Genomic DNA, 14,603 nt, shown 5'->3' with positions numbered 1-14,603 from the left:
ATGAGCCGGATGCCGGTCGTCTTCTTCGGCCATGGTCACCCGATCAATGCGCTGCAGGACAATGAAGCGACGCGCGCGTGGAAGGACATTGCCGACCGGATCGGCAAGCCCAAGGCGATCCTCTGCATCTCGGCGCACTGGCTGACCCGCGGCACGGCGGTGACCGGCATGGCGCGACCGCAAACCATTCACGACTTTGGCAGATCGCTGCCGGCGCCGCTCTTCTCGGTCAGCTATCCCGCGCCCGGCGCACCGGCGCTGGCGGAGCGGGTGCGGGATCTGCTGGCGCCGATCCCGGTTGCGATGGATCAGCAATGGGGGCTCGATCACGGCACCTGGTCCGTGCTTGTCCATGCTTGGCCGGATGCCGATGTGCCGGTCGTCCAGCTTGGAATGGATATCGGACGATCGGCCGAGGCGCATCTCAAGCTGGGCGAGGCGCTGCGCCCGCTGCGCGACGAAGGCGTTTTGATCGTGGGCACGGGCAACATTGTCCACAATCTCGGCGTCATGGATTGGGCCGACGCGGATGCGCCGCCTTATGACTGGGCGACCAGCTTCAACGAGGCGATGGCGCGGGCCGTGCTCGAGGACCGGCCCGAGGCGGTGATCGACTATGCGGCGCAGGGTGAGGCAGCAAGGCTATCGGTGCCGCATCCCGATCATTTCTGGCCCCTGCTTTACGTTCTGGGCGCCCGCTATCCGGGGGAAGCGGCGGAGCTTGGGCCCAATTTCATCGCATACAAATCGATCGGCATGACGAGCATCCTGATCGGGGCGGCTCGGCACGCCCCGGCACAATGAACGGTTGGCAAAACAGGGGTTATCAATGGGTTTGATCCTTCATAAGGGCATGGTGCGAGACGATGTGCAGCCGACCGCCCTGCATCACCTCCGCGCGACGCCGGAGACTGTGCATTGGGGCTATTTCTCGCCGGAGATCAAACCGGCGCTGACCGTAAAGAGCGGCGATCTTATCCAGGCGCAGGCGGTGACTCATCATGCCGGCGACGATCCCGAACTGATGTTCGACGAGGAGATCCGCCGCATCTTCACCGAGATCGATCCCGCCGCGCGCGCACCCGGCTGCCATATCATGACCGGGCCGATCTATGTCGAGGGCGCTGAGCCCGGCGACATGCTCGAAGTGCGCTATCTGCAGATGACGCCGCGCTTCAACTATGGGTCGAACCTGCAGGCGAACTGGGGCCATCTCTATCAGGAATTCGGCGAGACCGAGCGCGTCACCATTTATCGGATCGATCCCAATGCCTATACGGCAAGTGCGGTCTATGCCTATGATATTCCGGATAAATATCTCGTGCCGGGGCGGATCACCAATTGTCCGGTCTGCGACCGGCAACCGGCGCTGCCGGGCATCACCATTCCGGCGCGGCCGCATCTCGGGACGGCCGGTGTCGCGCCGGCGGTCGACGAACATGTCAGCACGATCCCGCCGGGGCTGCACGGTGGCAATATCGACAATTGGCGGATCGGCGCGGGCGCCAAGATGTATTATCCGGTGCAGGTGAAGGGGGCTCTGTTCTCGATCGGCGACCCGCATGTGAGCCAGGGCGACGGTGAGATCAGCGGCACCGCGATCGAGGCCTCGCTCGACGTGCTGTTCCAGATCGTGCTGCGCAAGGATTTCAGCTTCCCGTCGCCGCTGCTGGAGACGCCGGAGTGCTGGATCGTCCATGGGTTCGGCGCCGATCTGGACGAGGCGATGAAGAGCGCGTCCAAGGACATGCTGCACCTCCTGACCGAGCATCAGGGACTCTCGGCGGTCGATGGCTATTCGCTGATGAGCATCGCCAGCGATTTCGGCGTCACCCAGGTGGTGGACGGCACGCAGGGGATCCATTGCCGGATCGAACGGCGCATCTTCGGGAGCAAGGGGACGGTCCGTGATCCCGACGGAATATGAGACCTTGAGAAGGGGCGGTCATGCCGCGCGCAACCGCGCCCCGTCCCACTATGTCCGGGGAGTAGTCCAATGACCTATGAGGTGCTTGACGTCCGGCCGATGACCAAGCGGATAGGGGCCGAGATTTTCGGCGTCAATCTGAACGAGCCGCTGAGCAACAAGGCGGTGAGCGAGGTACATGATGCGCTGATGGCGCATCAGGTCATCTTCTTTCGCGATCAGCTGCTGACGCATGAAGGGCACAAGCGCCTCGGCCGCTATTTCGGCGATCTCGCCATGCACAGCGGTGTGGCCGGCCTGCCGGATCATCCCGAGATCGTCGCCATTCATGCCGATGCCGACAGCAAGTTCGTGGCGGGCGAGAACTGGCATTCCGATCTGAGCGAGGATGCCGAGCCGCCGATGGGCAGCATCCTTTACATGCACATCGTTCCGCCGGCGGGCGGCGACACTTTGTGGTCGAGCATGTATGCAGCTTATGACGCGCTCTCGCCGGCGATGAAGGCATTTCTCGATCCGCTGACTGCGATCCACGATTCCAACCACATCTATCGAGAGCTGTTTCCCGACGTGGAGAAGAAATATCCGCGCAACGTTCATCCGGTCATCCGCACGCACCCGGTGACCAAGCGCAAATGCCTGTTCGTCAGCCAGTCGAAGACGATCCGGATCAACGAACTCTCCAAGCCGGAGAGCACGGCGCTGCTCGAATTCCTGTTCGAGCATGTCAAGGACGCGAACTTCCAGGTCCGCTTCCGCTGGCAGCCGCATTCGGTCGCCTTCTGGGACAATCGCTGCACGCAGCATTTTGCGACCTGGGATTATTTCCCCGAGACGCGCTCGGGCTATCGGGTGACGATCGCCGGAGACAAGCCATATTGAAGCTTGCGCTGGCGCTTCTTCTCACGCCTGCTCTGATGGTGACCGGCGTTCCGGCGGTCGCTTCGCCCGTCATGCAACCGGCCGAGGCCAATCTTCGGGCCTCGCTCGCAAAGATGGTCGATGCGGGCCAGTCGCCGAATGCGCAGGTGATGATCTCCCGTCGCGGCAAGCTGCTCATCGATTTCCGTCTCGGCCATCTCGATGTCGAGGATCGTGCGGCACTGCCAACGGAAGCGGTGTTCCGCCTCTATTCGATGACCAAGCCGATCACGAGCGTGGCGGCGATGATGCTGGTCGAGGAAAAGCGGCTATCGCTGGAGGATCCTGTCAGCCGCTTCCTTCCCGAGTTCGCCGATATGCGCGTCTACGCAAGCGGCGGCCTTGACGACATGCAGACCGTGCCCGTCGCGCGGCCGGTGACGGTCCGCGACCTGCTTACGCATAGCAGCGGACTGACCTATCAGTTCATGGGCAACGGACCGGTCCCGCAATATTATCGGCGGTACGGGGCGATGCGCGACACCGCCGTCGGGCGACAGCCAGGCGATGCGGCGCCTGCGGCCGATCTCGATGAGCTCGTGGCGCGGCTCGGCAAGGCGCCTCTGCTGCATCAGCCGGGCGCGCGCTTCTCCTATGGCTATTCGACGACCGTGCTCGGTGCGCTCGTGGCGCGCGTGTCGGGCATGAGTCTTGACGCTTTCCTCAAGGTTCGCATTCTCGACCCGCTCGAGATGCGCGACACCGGTTTCGTCGTGCCGGATGCGCAATTGCCCCGGTTCGTGACCCTCTATCGCGCGACGGAAACGGGTATGGCGCCGGTCGAGCGTGCGGCGGCGTCCGAATATCGCGATCCCGTCCGGCTGCGCGATGGCGGCGGTGCGCTGGCGGGCACGGCGCAGGACTATCTCCACTTTGCGGAGATGATCGCGAACGGCGGCAACTGGAAGGGCCGCCGGTTGCTGTCGCGCGAGACCCTCGCAGCGATGGTGCGGCCGCTCCTGCCGACGGGGGGCACGGGTCTGGAAGAGACGCAATTCGGCCTCGGCTTCGCGATCGGCGACGCCCGAAGCGAGGCGATGGGTGGGCTTCCCGTTGGCGCGGTGAGCTGGGCGGGATCGGGCAATACCTATTTCGTCGTCGATCCGAAGAGCGGCGTCGCCGCGCTGGTGATGACAAACATCCTGATGTCGGGCGAGCGCACCGACGCGCTGCGCAAGGCGCTGAATGCGGCGGTCCTTCGCCTCAGAGATTGAACAGCGCCTTGCGGATGATCGCGTGGACCCCCCAATTGCCGTTCACGACCTGCGAAATGCCAAAATCGACGCCGACCGAGAGCAGCGAAATCGCCTCGTCCTCGCTCAGTTCCTTGGTCGTCATGAGGAACCGGCGGGCCTTGCGGAAGGCATCGCGCATCGCCGCGTCGATCGAGCTCGTCTTATAGACTGCGCTCTGCGCGTCCTCGCCGAGTTCCTTCAGATAATCCGGGTGACTGAAGCCCATGATGACCCACTCGGTCGCCGTCTCGATCATCGGATAATCGAGATCGCGCAGGTGATCGCGCAGATCCTTCGCCGGATGATGGATTACCTGGATGAGCGCGGTCATCGAGCATTCGATCGCGGTGCCGCACAATTCGGAATCGCCCTGCGAGGCATGCGGGTCGCCCAGCGACAGCAGCGCGCCCGGAACCTGCACCGGCAGGTACACGCTGGCCCCCGGGCCGGAGCGCCAATTGTCGAGATTGCCGCCAAACGCATTGGGCGGCACCGAATCGACCAGCCGCCCATGCGCCGGCGCGACCGCGATCACGCCGAAATGCGGGCGAACCGGTATCTCGATATTGCGCAGAACGTCGTAGTTCCGCTCGATCGTCGCCGGATCGACCGGCACACCGGGATAATCGTAGCGCTGATGCACGCGGCCCGACGGATCGGTCTGCGGCGTCCAGCGAAAGGAATAGACGGCATGCGCGGAGGGCGGGCGCCCGCCACCAGCCTCCACCTCGTAGATGGTGACGACCTCGCGCGGCTTGGGTTCGGTCAGCAGATCCTCATACTGGAAGCCCCAGTAGGTCGCGGCATTGCTGCCGAACGCCTTGCCGGCGAACCGCGCATTGCCGGAGGGGCGAGGCTTGAGATCGAGGATACGCACTTCGATCACATCGCCCGGCAGCGCGCCCTGGACGGCGATCGGCCCCGTGCAGATATGCACGCCGAACCCCTCGCCGGGGCCGCGACCGAGCGCGCTGGCATCCATCGGGCCTGCGCCCCTGCGCTCGACCGCCATATGGCCGGCATCCCAATGATAGACGCTCTCGGCACCGGGATCGCCCTGCACCATGCGCTCGGGATCGTCATTGGCGTGATGGGTCAGGGTCTCGACCGTCACGAAATCGCCGGAGCGGATTTCGAGCACCGGCTTCAGCGCACGGCTGAAATAGCCCCAGTGAACGGTCTTGGGGTTCACCGGCAGAAAATGGTGGCGCACCGGCTCGGTGACCGGGGGCGCGGCCACCGCGTTGATCGCGGCGGCCTCGATTTCCTCATCCTCTCGCTCGACCGACGGGTCGGGATCAGGGGGTGACAGGTCGCTGCGGGCAGGGCGACCGCGCCGCAACGTCCCAGCGGATGGCGCATCGTCCGACGCCTTGCGATATTCGCGCGGCGACATGTCGAACTGCTCGCGGAACGCACGGCTGAACGATGCGGAGTCGTTGAAGCCCCACTGGAAAAGAATGTCCGAAATCGATTTCTGGACGTGCAGCGGGCTGCGCAGGTCGAGCCGGCAACGCTCCAGTCGGCGCATCTTCACATAATGGCCGAAGCTGTCGTCGATCGATTCGAACAGTTTCTGCAGGTAGCGCGGCGAGACTCCGTGCTCCGCCGCGACCTGACGATAATTGAGATTGGGGTCGGCGAGGCGCATCTCGATCGTCTGGAAAATGCGCTCCAGCAGCGCGGCACGCATGCCCGCCGCGCCGCCGAGCGCTTTGGGCGGCGCCTTGTCCAGCAAGCTGGTCAGCAGGAACTCGGGCAAGGCCAGCTCGGCGGGCGCGGCTTGCTCCGGCGTGATGTCGGTGATCGTGTCCGCAAGGGAGCGCAACATGCCGGCAAAGACGCGCGCGCTGCCGCTTTCCGTTCCGATCGTGCGCGGATGGACGGGCAGCGGTGCCTTCAGGCGGGAGGTCAGCAGTTGTTGCGGCAACCGCACGATCAGCGCGCGATGGTCGCCGGCAAAACGCAGGCCCACCGCCGCTTCGCTGCGCCCGGCGATCAGATCGCCATCGACCACCGACAGCGTCTCCTGCGACGTCGTGACCGTTGCGGCGCCGTCGAGCAGCAGCGCGATCCAGAAGGCGCCCGGCTTCTCGCTGAAGTCGATCGTCCAGCATTGCGGCGTGCCGGTCAGCCGGGTGAATTCGATGCCCTGTCCGCTGCGGAAGTGGATCAGCTCGCCGTAAAGCTCCTCCTGCGCCTCGTTGAGCGAGAGCGACAGGCGCTGGAGCGCGAACCGCCAGGCATCACGACGCTGTTCTTTCGGATAGGTGTTCGTGGTGAAGCGCAAGTGGCAACGGCATCCATGTTAGCGGCTGCCTCTCCCACCCATGCCGGTCTGCCGCCGGCTGCGCCGAAGCTAGGTGGGGTTGGCCGCCCTCGTCAATCCATCCTTTGGTCAGGCGTCGAACGGCGCTGTATCGTCTCCGTACACCGACGTTGCCGTTACCTGGCCGACGCCATCCGGTCCGCGGCCGCAGACGGCGAGCATGGTGAGCGCATAGACAAGCGTGCTCGATGCCATGTCCTGCGGTGTCGGGCGCCAGCGCGGCATGCCGGTCGTGATGGCCGGCACGCGGTGCATGTTGAACACATTGTGGTCCCGCCACATGCTGGAATAGACGGGGTGCGCGCGCTCGACGGGCGTGCCGCGCGCCAGCCGGGTCGCGGCATCGAGCGCGCCGGCCAGCGGCGCGACCTCGTCGTCACGCGCTTCGAAGCCATGGCGCACGACCACCGGTTCGACATCGAAGCCGGCAAGGTCGACCGTGCGCATCGCCGCCATGATGCCGTGCATCGCGTCTGCCGCCTTCTGGCGCGGATTCAGGATCACATCGAGATAGAGCGCGCAGACTTCCGTCCCCGCGCCGAAATCGAACGGCGCACCACCGCGAACGGACGCGAGCTGTACCTTCGGGATGACATGCCCGCCCGGCAGATCGAGGATCGACGCGGCTTCCCATTCCCGGCTCCAGCGGTGAATGGCATCGATCGCGGGGCCAAGGCGATAGATCGGATTGGGATGCGCGGCGGGATCGGCCGGCGCATCGAGGATCGGCGTGAAGACGCCCTGGCCATAAAGGCGGATGCGGAACAGCGCATAGCCGCAGCCGTTCCAGGTCAATCCGAAATCGGTGCCCTCCGCAGCGATGGCGTAGTCCGGCGCGACCCCGCCATGATGGAAGAGATAATGGGCGCCGATATCCTTTCCGCAATATTGGATGCCCTCATATTCCTCGATCGGCTCCGGACCGATCTCGCCGGGGCAGGCCGTGATCCAGGTCTTGCCGGCCAGCGTGATCTCTGCCTTGCGCAGCGCCTTGGCCGCGATGAGGAAGCAGGACATCGGCCCGCGATCGTTGGAGATCGGATAGCCGCGCAGCCGCCCGTCCTCGATCCAGCATTGCGTCCATTCCGGATCCGCCAGCGTGGTGGGGCGATAGCGGAACCGGTCCTGATGCGCGATGCCGCTGGGGCTTTCGGTATCGAGATGCGCGGTGAAGAGCAGATTGGCGCCGATGCCATGGCCGCCATATTCGCCGATCACATTCGGCCGCTCGGGCGTCGCGCCGACCTTGCGCGGCGAGAAGCCCTCGTTCGCCATCCAGTCGTGGACGAAGGCGGCCGCCGCGGCCTCGGAGCGGGAGGGTGCGAGGATGTTGCCGAGCGTGAGCGCCAGTTCGACGAGCTCGTCGATATCGATCTGCGCGGCGACGGCGTCGCGCTCCGCGTCGCTCACCTGATAGGGTGCGCGCTCGGGGTCGGCGAAGGTGGGGATGATGGGATCGGGGCGCTCAGCCATGATGTCGGTCTGCCTGGTTCATTGATCGTGTCATGCCGTCGCCACGGCGGGGTCGGCGTCTGGCATGACGGGTGCGGCCTCTGCGCGGTCCGGATAGCCCGGGAGCAGGAGCAGCAGGGCCGTCGCGCCCGCGAGCGCGGTGCAGGCAGCAAGGACGGCGAAGCGATATGTGCCCTGCACGTCATAGGCGTGATCGAGCAGGACCGGCGTGATGCCTTGCATCGCGATCACCGCGGAATACATGGTGCCGATGATCGCGCCGAAAGCGCGCATCCCAAAATAGCGGGAGATGAAATAGGGCAGGGCGCCATATTGCGATCCCATCCCGATGCCCAGCAGCAGGCCGGCCAGCGCCAGCGTCGCCAGGCCCGTGCCGAATTCGAGCAGAATCAGGCCGACGATCGCCATGGCGACGGTCGGGATTACGATGCGCGGCGTCTGGAACCGATCCATGAGCCGACCGCACAGGATCTGTGCGGCGGAGGTGGTGAGCGCGAAGATGCTCAGCACGGTCGTCGCGACATCGATGCCATAGCCGCGATCGGTGAGGATCGGGACGACATGGCTGAAGATCGCGGTCGTGGCGCCGCCGCCCGAGGCGACCGCAACGATGATGAGCCAGAAATGTGGCCGCCCCAGAGCTTCACGCAATCCCATGCCACTCACGGAGGCCGTCGCTTCGCCTGTCGCGGCGGGAGCGGATCGGGGTGCGTCGCGCAGGAGCGCCAGCATGGTCGGCAGGCCGATCAGCAGCACCAGCGTGCCGATGACGGCATAGCCCGTCCGCCAGCCATATTGGCTGACGACGATCGCCGCGATCACAGGGAAAAATACGGCGCCAAGGCCGTTGCCGAGGCCCGCGCTGATCCCGAGCGCCGTGCCGCGTCCCCGATCGAACCACTCGGCGACCACCTTCGAATAGATCGGCGTGGAGGCTATCGACCCGAAGCTCCCGATGACGAAGAAGACCGCGTAGAATTGCCACAGCGTGCCATCCATCAGGGCGAGCGAGGCAACGGCGACAGCATAGACGAACAGGCTCGGGATGAGAATCGACCGCGCCCCGCGCGTATCCGCCACTCGACCCGCCAGCGGGTAGATGACAGCCGCTGTCAGCGCCATGATCGTCAGCACGACGGAAATCGCGGCGCGGGGCCAGCCGAAAGCCTCGGACAGGGGTACCAGGAAGGTGCCGAACACGGCCTGCACCGCCGGGGTCTTGCTCACGATGTTGCCGATCGTGCAGGCGGCGAGAACCCCCAGCTTCTGCTGCCGCGCGCTGCTCATGCCTGCAAACCCTTCATACCGGCGCATAGGAGGCGCGCGCCATCTGTTCGATGTGATCGCCGATGGTGAACTCGGCGGTGTCGGGATAGGCGGGATCGGCAGGGCAGGTGGGTGCCCGACCCATGCGGTAAAGCGGCTCCAGCTCGAAGAAGGAGGCAACGGAATAGCGCGCGGTGTCCGCTGCGTTGTTGCAGACGCGGTGCATGGTCGCGCGGTAGATGCCGGCGGTGAACCGCTCCATCATCTGGCCGATATTGATGACGAAGGTGCCGGGGATCGGCGTCGCGCCAATCCAGGCGCCATCGGCGTTGCGTACTTCCAGTCCGGCGATCGCGCCCTGCAGCAGGATGGTGATCGATCCCCAGTCGGTATGCGCGCCCGCGCCGAGCAGATTGTCCGGTGCATCGGCCGGCTGGGAGGGGTAGCGCAGCAGGCGGATACCGCATTGCGGCTGGCCGAGTCCCGAGCGAAAATAGCCGTAGGGCAGGTCTACCGACATGGCGAGCAAGCCCATGAGATGCCGGCCCAGCCGGATCATCGCTGCCTGATAGGCCAGCATCTGCTCGACGAAGCCGGGAATCGCCTCGGGCCATTGATTGGCGCCCTGGCCGGGCAGTCCCGCGATCACCCAGGGATGGTCCTCTGGCAGATCGACGGCGATCGAATAGCTTTCCTTGTGATCGGGTGCCGATCCGGGGTCGAGGGTCTGCGCGCCCGGCCCCTCATAGCCGCGCCAGCAGGGCGAATTCATGCGCGCGACGGCACGCTTGGCCAGCTCCTCTTGGGCAAAGAAGTGTCGTGCCGCCTCGAGCTGCCCCGAGATCAGCTCCGCATCGATGCCATGGCCGGACACGTAGAAAAATCCGATCTCGCGGCAGGCACGATGGATCGCATCGGCGGCCATCTGTCGATGCTTCGGATCGGCGAAGCTGCCGGAGAGATCGACGACCGGGATCTGCGCGGTCGCGGAGGGCGGCTGATAGGGGATCATGCCCGCGGCGCCCGGCGCATCGCGGGGGCGATCATCGGGCCCATGCGGACAGCACGGCTTCGCTGGCGACAAGCAGCGCGCAATTCTTCTGGAGGATGTTGAGCGCGCTTACATGGAGGTCGTCATCATAGGCGGCGCAGGCATCCGAGACGATGAAAGCGTGATAATCGCGGTGGAAGGCGGCGCGCGCCGTCTGATCGACGCAGCAGTCGGTGCTGAATCCGGTGATCAGGAGCGTCTCGATGCCCCGTGCGCGCAGCTGCGCATCGAGATCGGTGCCGTGGAAGCTGTCGTAGAGCAGCTTGTCGATCTGGATATCGCCCGGTTCGGCGGTCACGACATGATAGTCCGCACCGCCATCGTCGCTGCGGCAGATCGCCTCGCCGCCAGGCATGCCTTTGCGCGCCATCAGGGTCTTGAGGGCGTTGGAATCCGTTTTCGGGCTGGTCACCACGCGCATGAAGGCGAGGGTGGCGCCGGCCTTTCGGGCGGTGGCGATCAGCGCAATGATGTTCGCGAGCGCTGGCGGCACCGAGGAGAGATCTGTGCCGACGCGGCCGAGCAGTCCTTCCGGCGAGGCGAAATCAGTCTGCACGTCCACCACGACCAGAGCGGTCGTGGCTGGCGTCAGCATGTCTTTCAGGTCGTTCGCGCCGACATGCGGCAGCGTCGCGGCATCAGCCATGCGCTGCCTCGGGTATTCGACCCGGGAATCGCGCGCGCAGCTTCGGCAGCACTTCCTCGCCGAACAAGGGCATGCCGGTCAGATAGTCAGGGAAGATCAGCATGAGCCCATCCGTGCCCGACACTTCGAACAGCTCGCTCAGCCGATCGACGACGGTTTCCGGCGTGCCGAGCACATAAGGCGCCATGAAGGTGGATCGCGCCTTTTCGACAAAGGCATTCTCCTTGCCGCCCTGTTCGCGATCGAAAAAGCCGTAGGCGCGCAGCATGCCGTTCAGGGCGCCCTCGTCGAGGCCCGCGCGGAAATGGTCGGCGGTCGCCTGCGCCTGCGCGTCCGTCTCGCCGAAGACGATCGTCATCATCGAGTAAGTGCGCATGTAGCGCCCCTGTTTCGCGGCGGTTTCCTTGGCGACGCGGCTGGCTTCGCCCAGCTGGACCGGATCGCCGCCGGAGAGGAAGATCGCGTGCATCTCGTCCGCGGTGAACTGCATGCCCTTGCCGGAGGTGCCCGCGCAGACGGTGAAGGGCTGGCGCGACGGTTTGGGCCAAGAGGTCGCATCCTCGAGCGTGAAATATGTGCCGTGAGACGTGACGCTGTCCTCGCTCCACAGCCTTTTAATGGCGCGAATCCATTCATAGGCGAGGTCATAGCGGCCGTCGTGATCGACACCTTCGGGCCAGGCGCCGAATTGCGCGAACTCGCCTTTATAGGATCCCGTGACGAGATTGAGCCCGGCGCGGCCGTGGCTGATCTGGTCGAGCGTCGCGATCATCTTCGCGGCGACGCCGGGATTCTGGAGGATCGTGTGGATGGTCGCCCACACCTTCACCCGGTTCGTCGCCTCGGCCAGTGCGGCCATCATCAGCACCGAGTCTAGCGAGGACTCCCACTGGCGTATCTCGCCGCCGTAGCCCTTGAACTTGGCCATCGCCATGATGAAGTCGAGGCCGGCGGCTTCCGCGGCGATCGCGACCTTGCGGTTGTAATCGTAGGACCCGTCGAGCCGGGGCGCGTTTTTTGACAGAATCCAGCCGCCATTGGCCATCGGCATGAAAACGCCCATGTCCTTGCCGCCCGTGTCGGACGGCAGGCCGAACGGTGCGGGCATGGGCAGATCGGTCATGCTGTCATTTCTTTCAAAGCTTGTCGCAGACTAATCTATCTGGACCCCGGGCAGGTTCTTGACTGGCGACGCACGATCTTTTGGCAGGTCGCAGAAGGCCTCGACGGCTGCGCGGCGGGGCATCGCCGGCGCGGCGCCCCGCGCCTGCGTGCAAAGCGCGGCCGCGGCATTGGCGATGGGCAGCGCCGCTTCGAGCGTGAGACCCTCCGCGATCAGGGCTGCCAGCGCGCCGCAGAAACAATCCCCCGCGCCAACAGTATCGACCGGGCTGACGGGCAAGCCCGGCACATGCAGCGCCCGATCCTGCCAGACCGCCAGCGCGCCGTCGGCTCCAAGTGTGACGACCACCGCCTGACCGCTATGGGAGATCAGCGATCGTGCCGCTGTTTCGGCGTCCCCATGCGTCTCGACGGAAGCACGGCCGGCATACAGCGCAAGCTCATGCTCGTTTACGATGACGATGTCGCTCTCCGCGAAGAGGAAGGCGCCATCGACGAGCGCCGGGGCGGCGTTCAGTATGCGTGGCCCGTGTGCTGCCGCAAAGGCGGCGGCGATCGTTTCGAGAGGGATTTCGAACTGTGCCAGAAGCACATCGTCGATCCCTGGCGGAAGCGCGGCCGAAGTGAGCGAAGCATTGGCGCCGGGCGCAACGACGATCAGGTTTTCGGCCCGCGCATCGACCGCGATGACCGCCGCCCCGGTCGCGATCCCGGACAGCGTCAGCACCATATCCACCGCAACACCATCTTCCTGGAGAAGTCCCCGCATCCAGACGCCGTCCGCATCGTCGCCCACCGCGCCGATCATTCTCGTCGATGTGCCCATGCGCGCGGCCGCGACGGCCTGATTGGACCCCTTGCCGCCCGGCGCCCGCACGCTGCCGCTCGCCATCACCGTTTCGCCGGGGCGCGGGAGGGCGGAGACCGAGAATATCGTGTCCACATTGATCGAACCCAGCACCGTGACGCGCATCTTTGCCTCCGATGCGCAGCCGACCATGCCGTCTCCGCCACGGCAAGGGGCTGAGCACCGCCATGCGCCGCGCGGCAAGTTTTGAGTGGCGGCTTGCAAAGCCTGTCCGGCGCCGCGCTCTCTATTCTGCCCTTACGAACAGGAAGCGGGAGTCGAACATCGTGGCGAACTGGATGATTACGGGCGCTAGCAACGGGCTCGGCAAGGCACTGGCACAGGCTGTGCTGGCCCAGGGCGACTCCGTCGTCGGCACATGTCGCCGGGAGCCCGACGCAGAAGCGTTCGAGGCGCTCGCGCCGGGCCGGGCATTCAGCGTCATCCTGGACGTGTCCGATCACGACGCGGCCGCCGGCGCGGTCGCGGCGGCGGAGAAGGTCATCGATCGCATCGACACGCTGGTCAACAATGCCGGCTACGGCATGGTCGGCGCGATAGAGGAGACCAGCATCGCCGAGGCAAAGGCGCTGTTCGACGTCAATCTGTGGGGCGCAATCGCGATGATTCAGGCCGTTCTGCCGGCGATGCGCGCGCGGCGCAGCGGGCGGATCGTCAACATCACCTCGCTCAGCGGTTTCGCGCCATGGTGGGGCACCGGCATCTATGGCGCGAGCAAATATGCCTTCGAATGCATCGGCCAGACATTGGCGCAGGAAGTGCGCCCGTTGGGCATTCAGGTGATCAATGTGGCTCCCGGGGGGTTGCGCACCAGCTTCGCCTCGGGAGGTCTCGTCGAGGCGGCTCGGCAGATCCCCGATTATGACGACGGCGCGCGCCAGTCCAAGCAGAGCCTGGTCGCCGGGCGGGGCAGGGAACATGGCGACCCGGCCAAGGCGGCCGCCGCGATCCTGATCGCTCTGGCGGCCGAACCGGCGGCGCAGCATCTGTTCCTCGGCGAGGATGCGCTGCGCCACGCCAACGAGCATTTCGAGCTGATCGAGGGCGAGATGAAGCGCTGGGAGACGCTGTCGCTCTCCATCGCGCATGACGCATGAAGCACCGGATCGATCTTCCCGACTGGGCAGTCGCGCGGGGCAGCGGGCTCAACCTGTTCGAGACGATCGATCCCGCCCGCACCGCTCTCGTGGTGATCGACATGCAGCGCATCTTCCTTTGCGAGCAGGAAGTGTTCGGCAATCCTTACGCGCTCGGCATCATTCCGGCGGTGAACCGGCTCGCTGCGGCGATGCGGGCTGCTGGCGGGCGCGTGATCTGGACACGGCAGACGGTGAGCGCCGCGCCGCCACGGGCCATGCCCGCGTGGCAATATGACATGAGCGATCCTCGCGTGGCGTGCGCCGTCGAAGCGATGGTGGCGGGCGCACACGCCCACGAATTGCACCCCGCAATGGCGGTCGGGCCGGACGACATCGTGATCGACAAATATCGATACAGCGCCTTGCTTTGCCCGGACCGGGCGCTCGAACAGGCGCTGATGAAGCACCGCACCGAGATGCTGGTGATCGCCGGGACGCTCACCAATGTCTGCTGCGAAAGCACCGCGCGCGACGGCAACATGATGGGGCACAAGGTGATATTGGTCTCGGATGCGACGGCCGCCTTGAGCGACGCCGAGCATAACGCGGCACTGCTCAACCTGCGGCTAACCTTTGCCGATGTGCGAACGACCGACGCGGTCTGCGCGATGCTGGGCGAGGGCTGA

At 65.4% G+C, this 14,603-nt stretch carries 13 protein-coding genes; 6 read left to right on the top strand and 7 right to left on the bottom strand.

Annotation, left to right across the window (positions count from 1 at the left end):
- From ygiD to KM135_RS05630, 4 genes are all read left to right on the top strand, one after another.
- Entirely contained in the window at nt 1–804 is an 804-nt protein-coding gene (ygiD, locus tag KM135_RS05645; RefSeq protein WP_221712980.1) for a 4,5-DOPA-extradiol-dioxygenase, read from the top strand.
- Between the two features lie 25 nt (nt 805–829).
- Nucleotides 830–1,927, top strand: coding sequence for an acetamidase/formamidase family protein (locus KM135_RS05640; protein ID WP_221712979.1), 1,098 nt, complete (start codon nt 830–832; stop codon nt 1,925–1,927).
- A gap of 69 nt (nt 1,928–1,996) precedes the next feature.
- The gene (locus KM135_RS05635; RefSeq protein WP_221712978.1) at nt 1,997–2,809 is read left to right on the top strand and encodes a TauD/TfdA dioxygenase family protein; all 813 of its coding nucleotides are present in this window, start codon (nt 1,997–1,999) and stop codon (nt 2,807–2,809) included.
- Between the two features lie 35 nt (nt 2,810–2,844).
- The gene (locus KM135_RS05630) at nt 2,845–4,062 is read left to right on the top strand and encodes a serine hydrolase domain-containing protein (protein WP_221712977.1); all 1,218 of its coding nucleotides are present in this window, start codon (nt 2,845–2,847) and stop codon (nt 4,060–4,062) included.
- Here KM135_RS05630 and KM135_RS05625 read toward each other — a convergent pair.
- The 7 genes from KM135_RS05625 to KM135_RS05595 form a co-directional block, all read right to left on the bottom strand.
- The gene (locus tag KM135_RS05625; protein ID WP_221712976.1) at nt 4,052–6,373 is read right to left on the bottom strand and encodes an acetamidase/formamidase family protein; all 2,322 of its coding nucleotides are present in this window, start codon (nt 6,371–6,373) and stop codon (nt 4,052–4,054) included. The genes KM135_RS05630 and KM135_RS05625 overlap by 11 nt on opposite strands.
- A 108-nt stretch (nt 6,374–6,481) precedes the next feature.
- On the bottom strand, nt 6,482–7,885 hold the full coding sequence (locus KM135_RS05620; protein ID WP_246605758.1) for a zinc-binding metallopeptidase family protein: 1,404 nt from the start codon (nt 7,883–7,885) through the stop codon (nt 6,482–6,484).
- Nucleotides 7,886–7,915: 30 nt separating this feature from the next.
- Nucleotides 7,916–9,172: an MFS transporter gene (locus KM135_RS05615; protein ID WP_221712975.1), complete on the bottom strand. Its 1,257-nt coding sequence runs from the start codon at nt 9,170–9,172 to the stop codon at nt 7,916–7,918.
- 13 nt (nt 9,173–9,185) lie between these two features.
- On the bottom strand, nt 9,186–10,163 hold the full coding sequence (locus KM135_RS05610) for an isopenicillin N synthase family dioxygenase (RefSeq protein WP_221712974.1): 978 nt from the start codon (nt 10,161–10,163) through the stop codon (nt 9,186–9,188).
- Between the two features lie 31 nt (nt 10,164–10,194).
- Nucleotides 10,195–10,848 (bottom strand): cysteine hydrolase family protein, encoded by a 654-nt coding sequence (locus tag KM135_RS05605; RefSeq protein WP_221712973.1) that lies wholly within the window; start codon nt 10,846–10,848, stop codon nt 10,195–10,197.
- Nucleotides 10,841–11,971 (bottom strand): LLM class flavin-dependent oxidoreductase, encoded by a 1,131-nt coding sequence (locus KM135_RS05600; protein ID WP_221712972.1) that lies wholly within the window; start codon nt 11,969–11,971, stop codon nt 10,841–10,843. Before KM135_RS05600 ends, KM135_RS05605 begins: the two co-directional genes overlap by 8 nt.
- 30 nt (nt 11,972–12,001) lie before the next feature.
- The gene (locus tag KM135_RS05595) at nt 12,002–12,970 is read right to left on the bottom strand and encodes a ribokinase (protein WP_221712971.1); all 969 of its coding nucleotides are present in this window, start codon (nt 12,968–12,970) and stop codon (nt 12,002–12,004) included.
- A gap of 134 nt (nt 12,971–13,104) precedes the next feature.
- Between KM135_RS05595 and KM135_RS05590 the strand changes: the two genes are divergently transcribed.
- Nucleotides 13,105–13,935, top strand: a complete 831-nt coding sequence (locus KM135_RS05590; protein WP_221712970.1) for an oxidoreductase — start codon at nt 13,105–13,107, stop codon at nt 13,933–13,935.
- Nucleotides 13,932–14,603 carry a cysteine hydrolase family protein gene (locus tag KM135_RS05585; protein ID WP_221712969.1) on the top strand — a complete coding sequence of 224 codons (672 nt, stop codon included), beginning with the start codon at nt 13,932–13,934 and terminating at the stop codon, nt 14,601–14,603. Before KM135_RS05590 ends, KM135_RS05585 begins: the two co-directional genes overlap by 4 nt.

This window comes from Sphingobium xanthum (assembly GCF_019737615.1).
GTDB classification, from domain to species: Bacteria; Pseudomonadota; Alphaproteobacteria; order Sphingomonadales; family Sphingomonadaceae; genus Sphingobium; species Sphingobium xanthum.
Note: the sequence above shows the minus strand (reverse complement) of the source record. Positions and strands in the feature narration are given on the sequence as shown.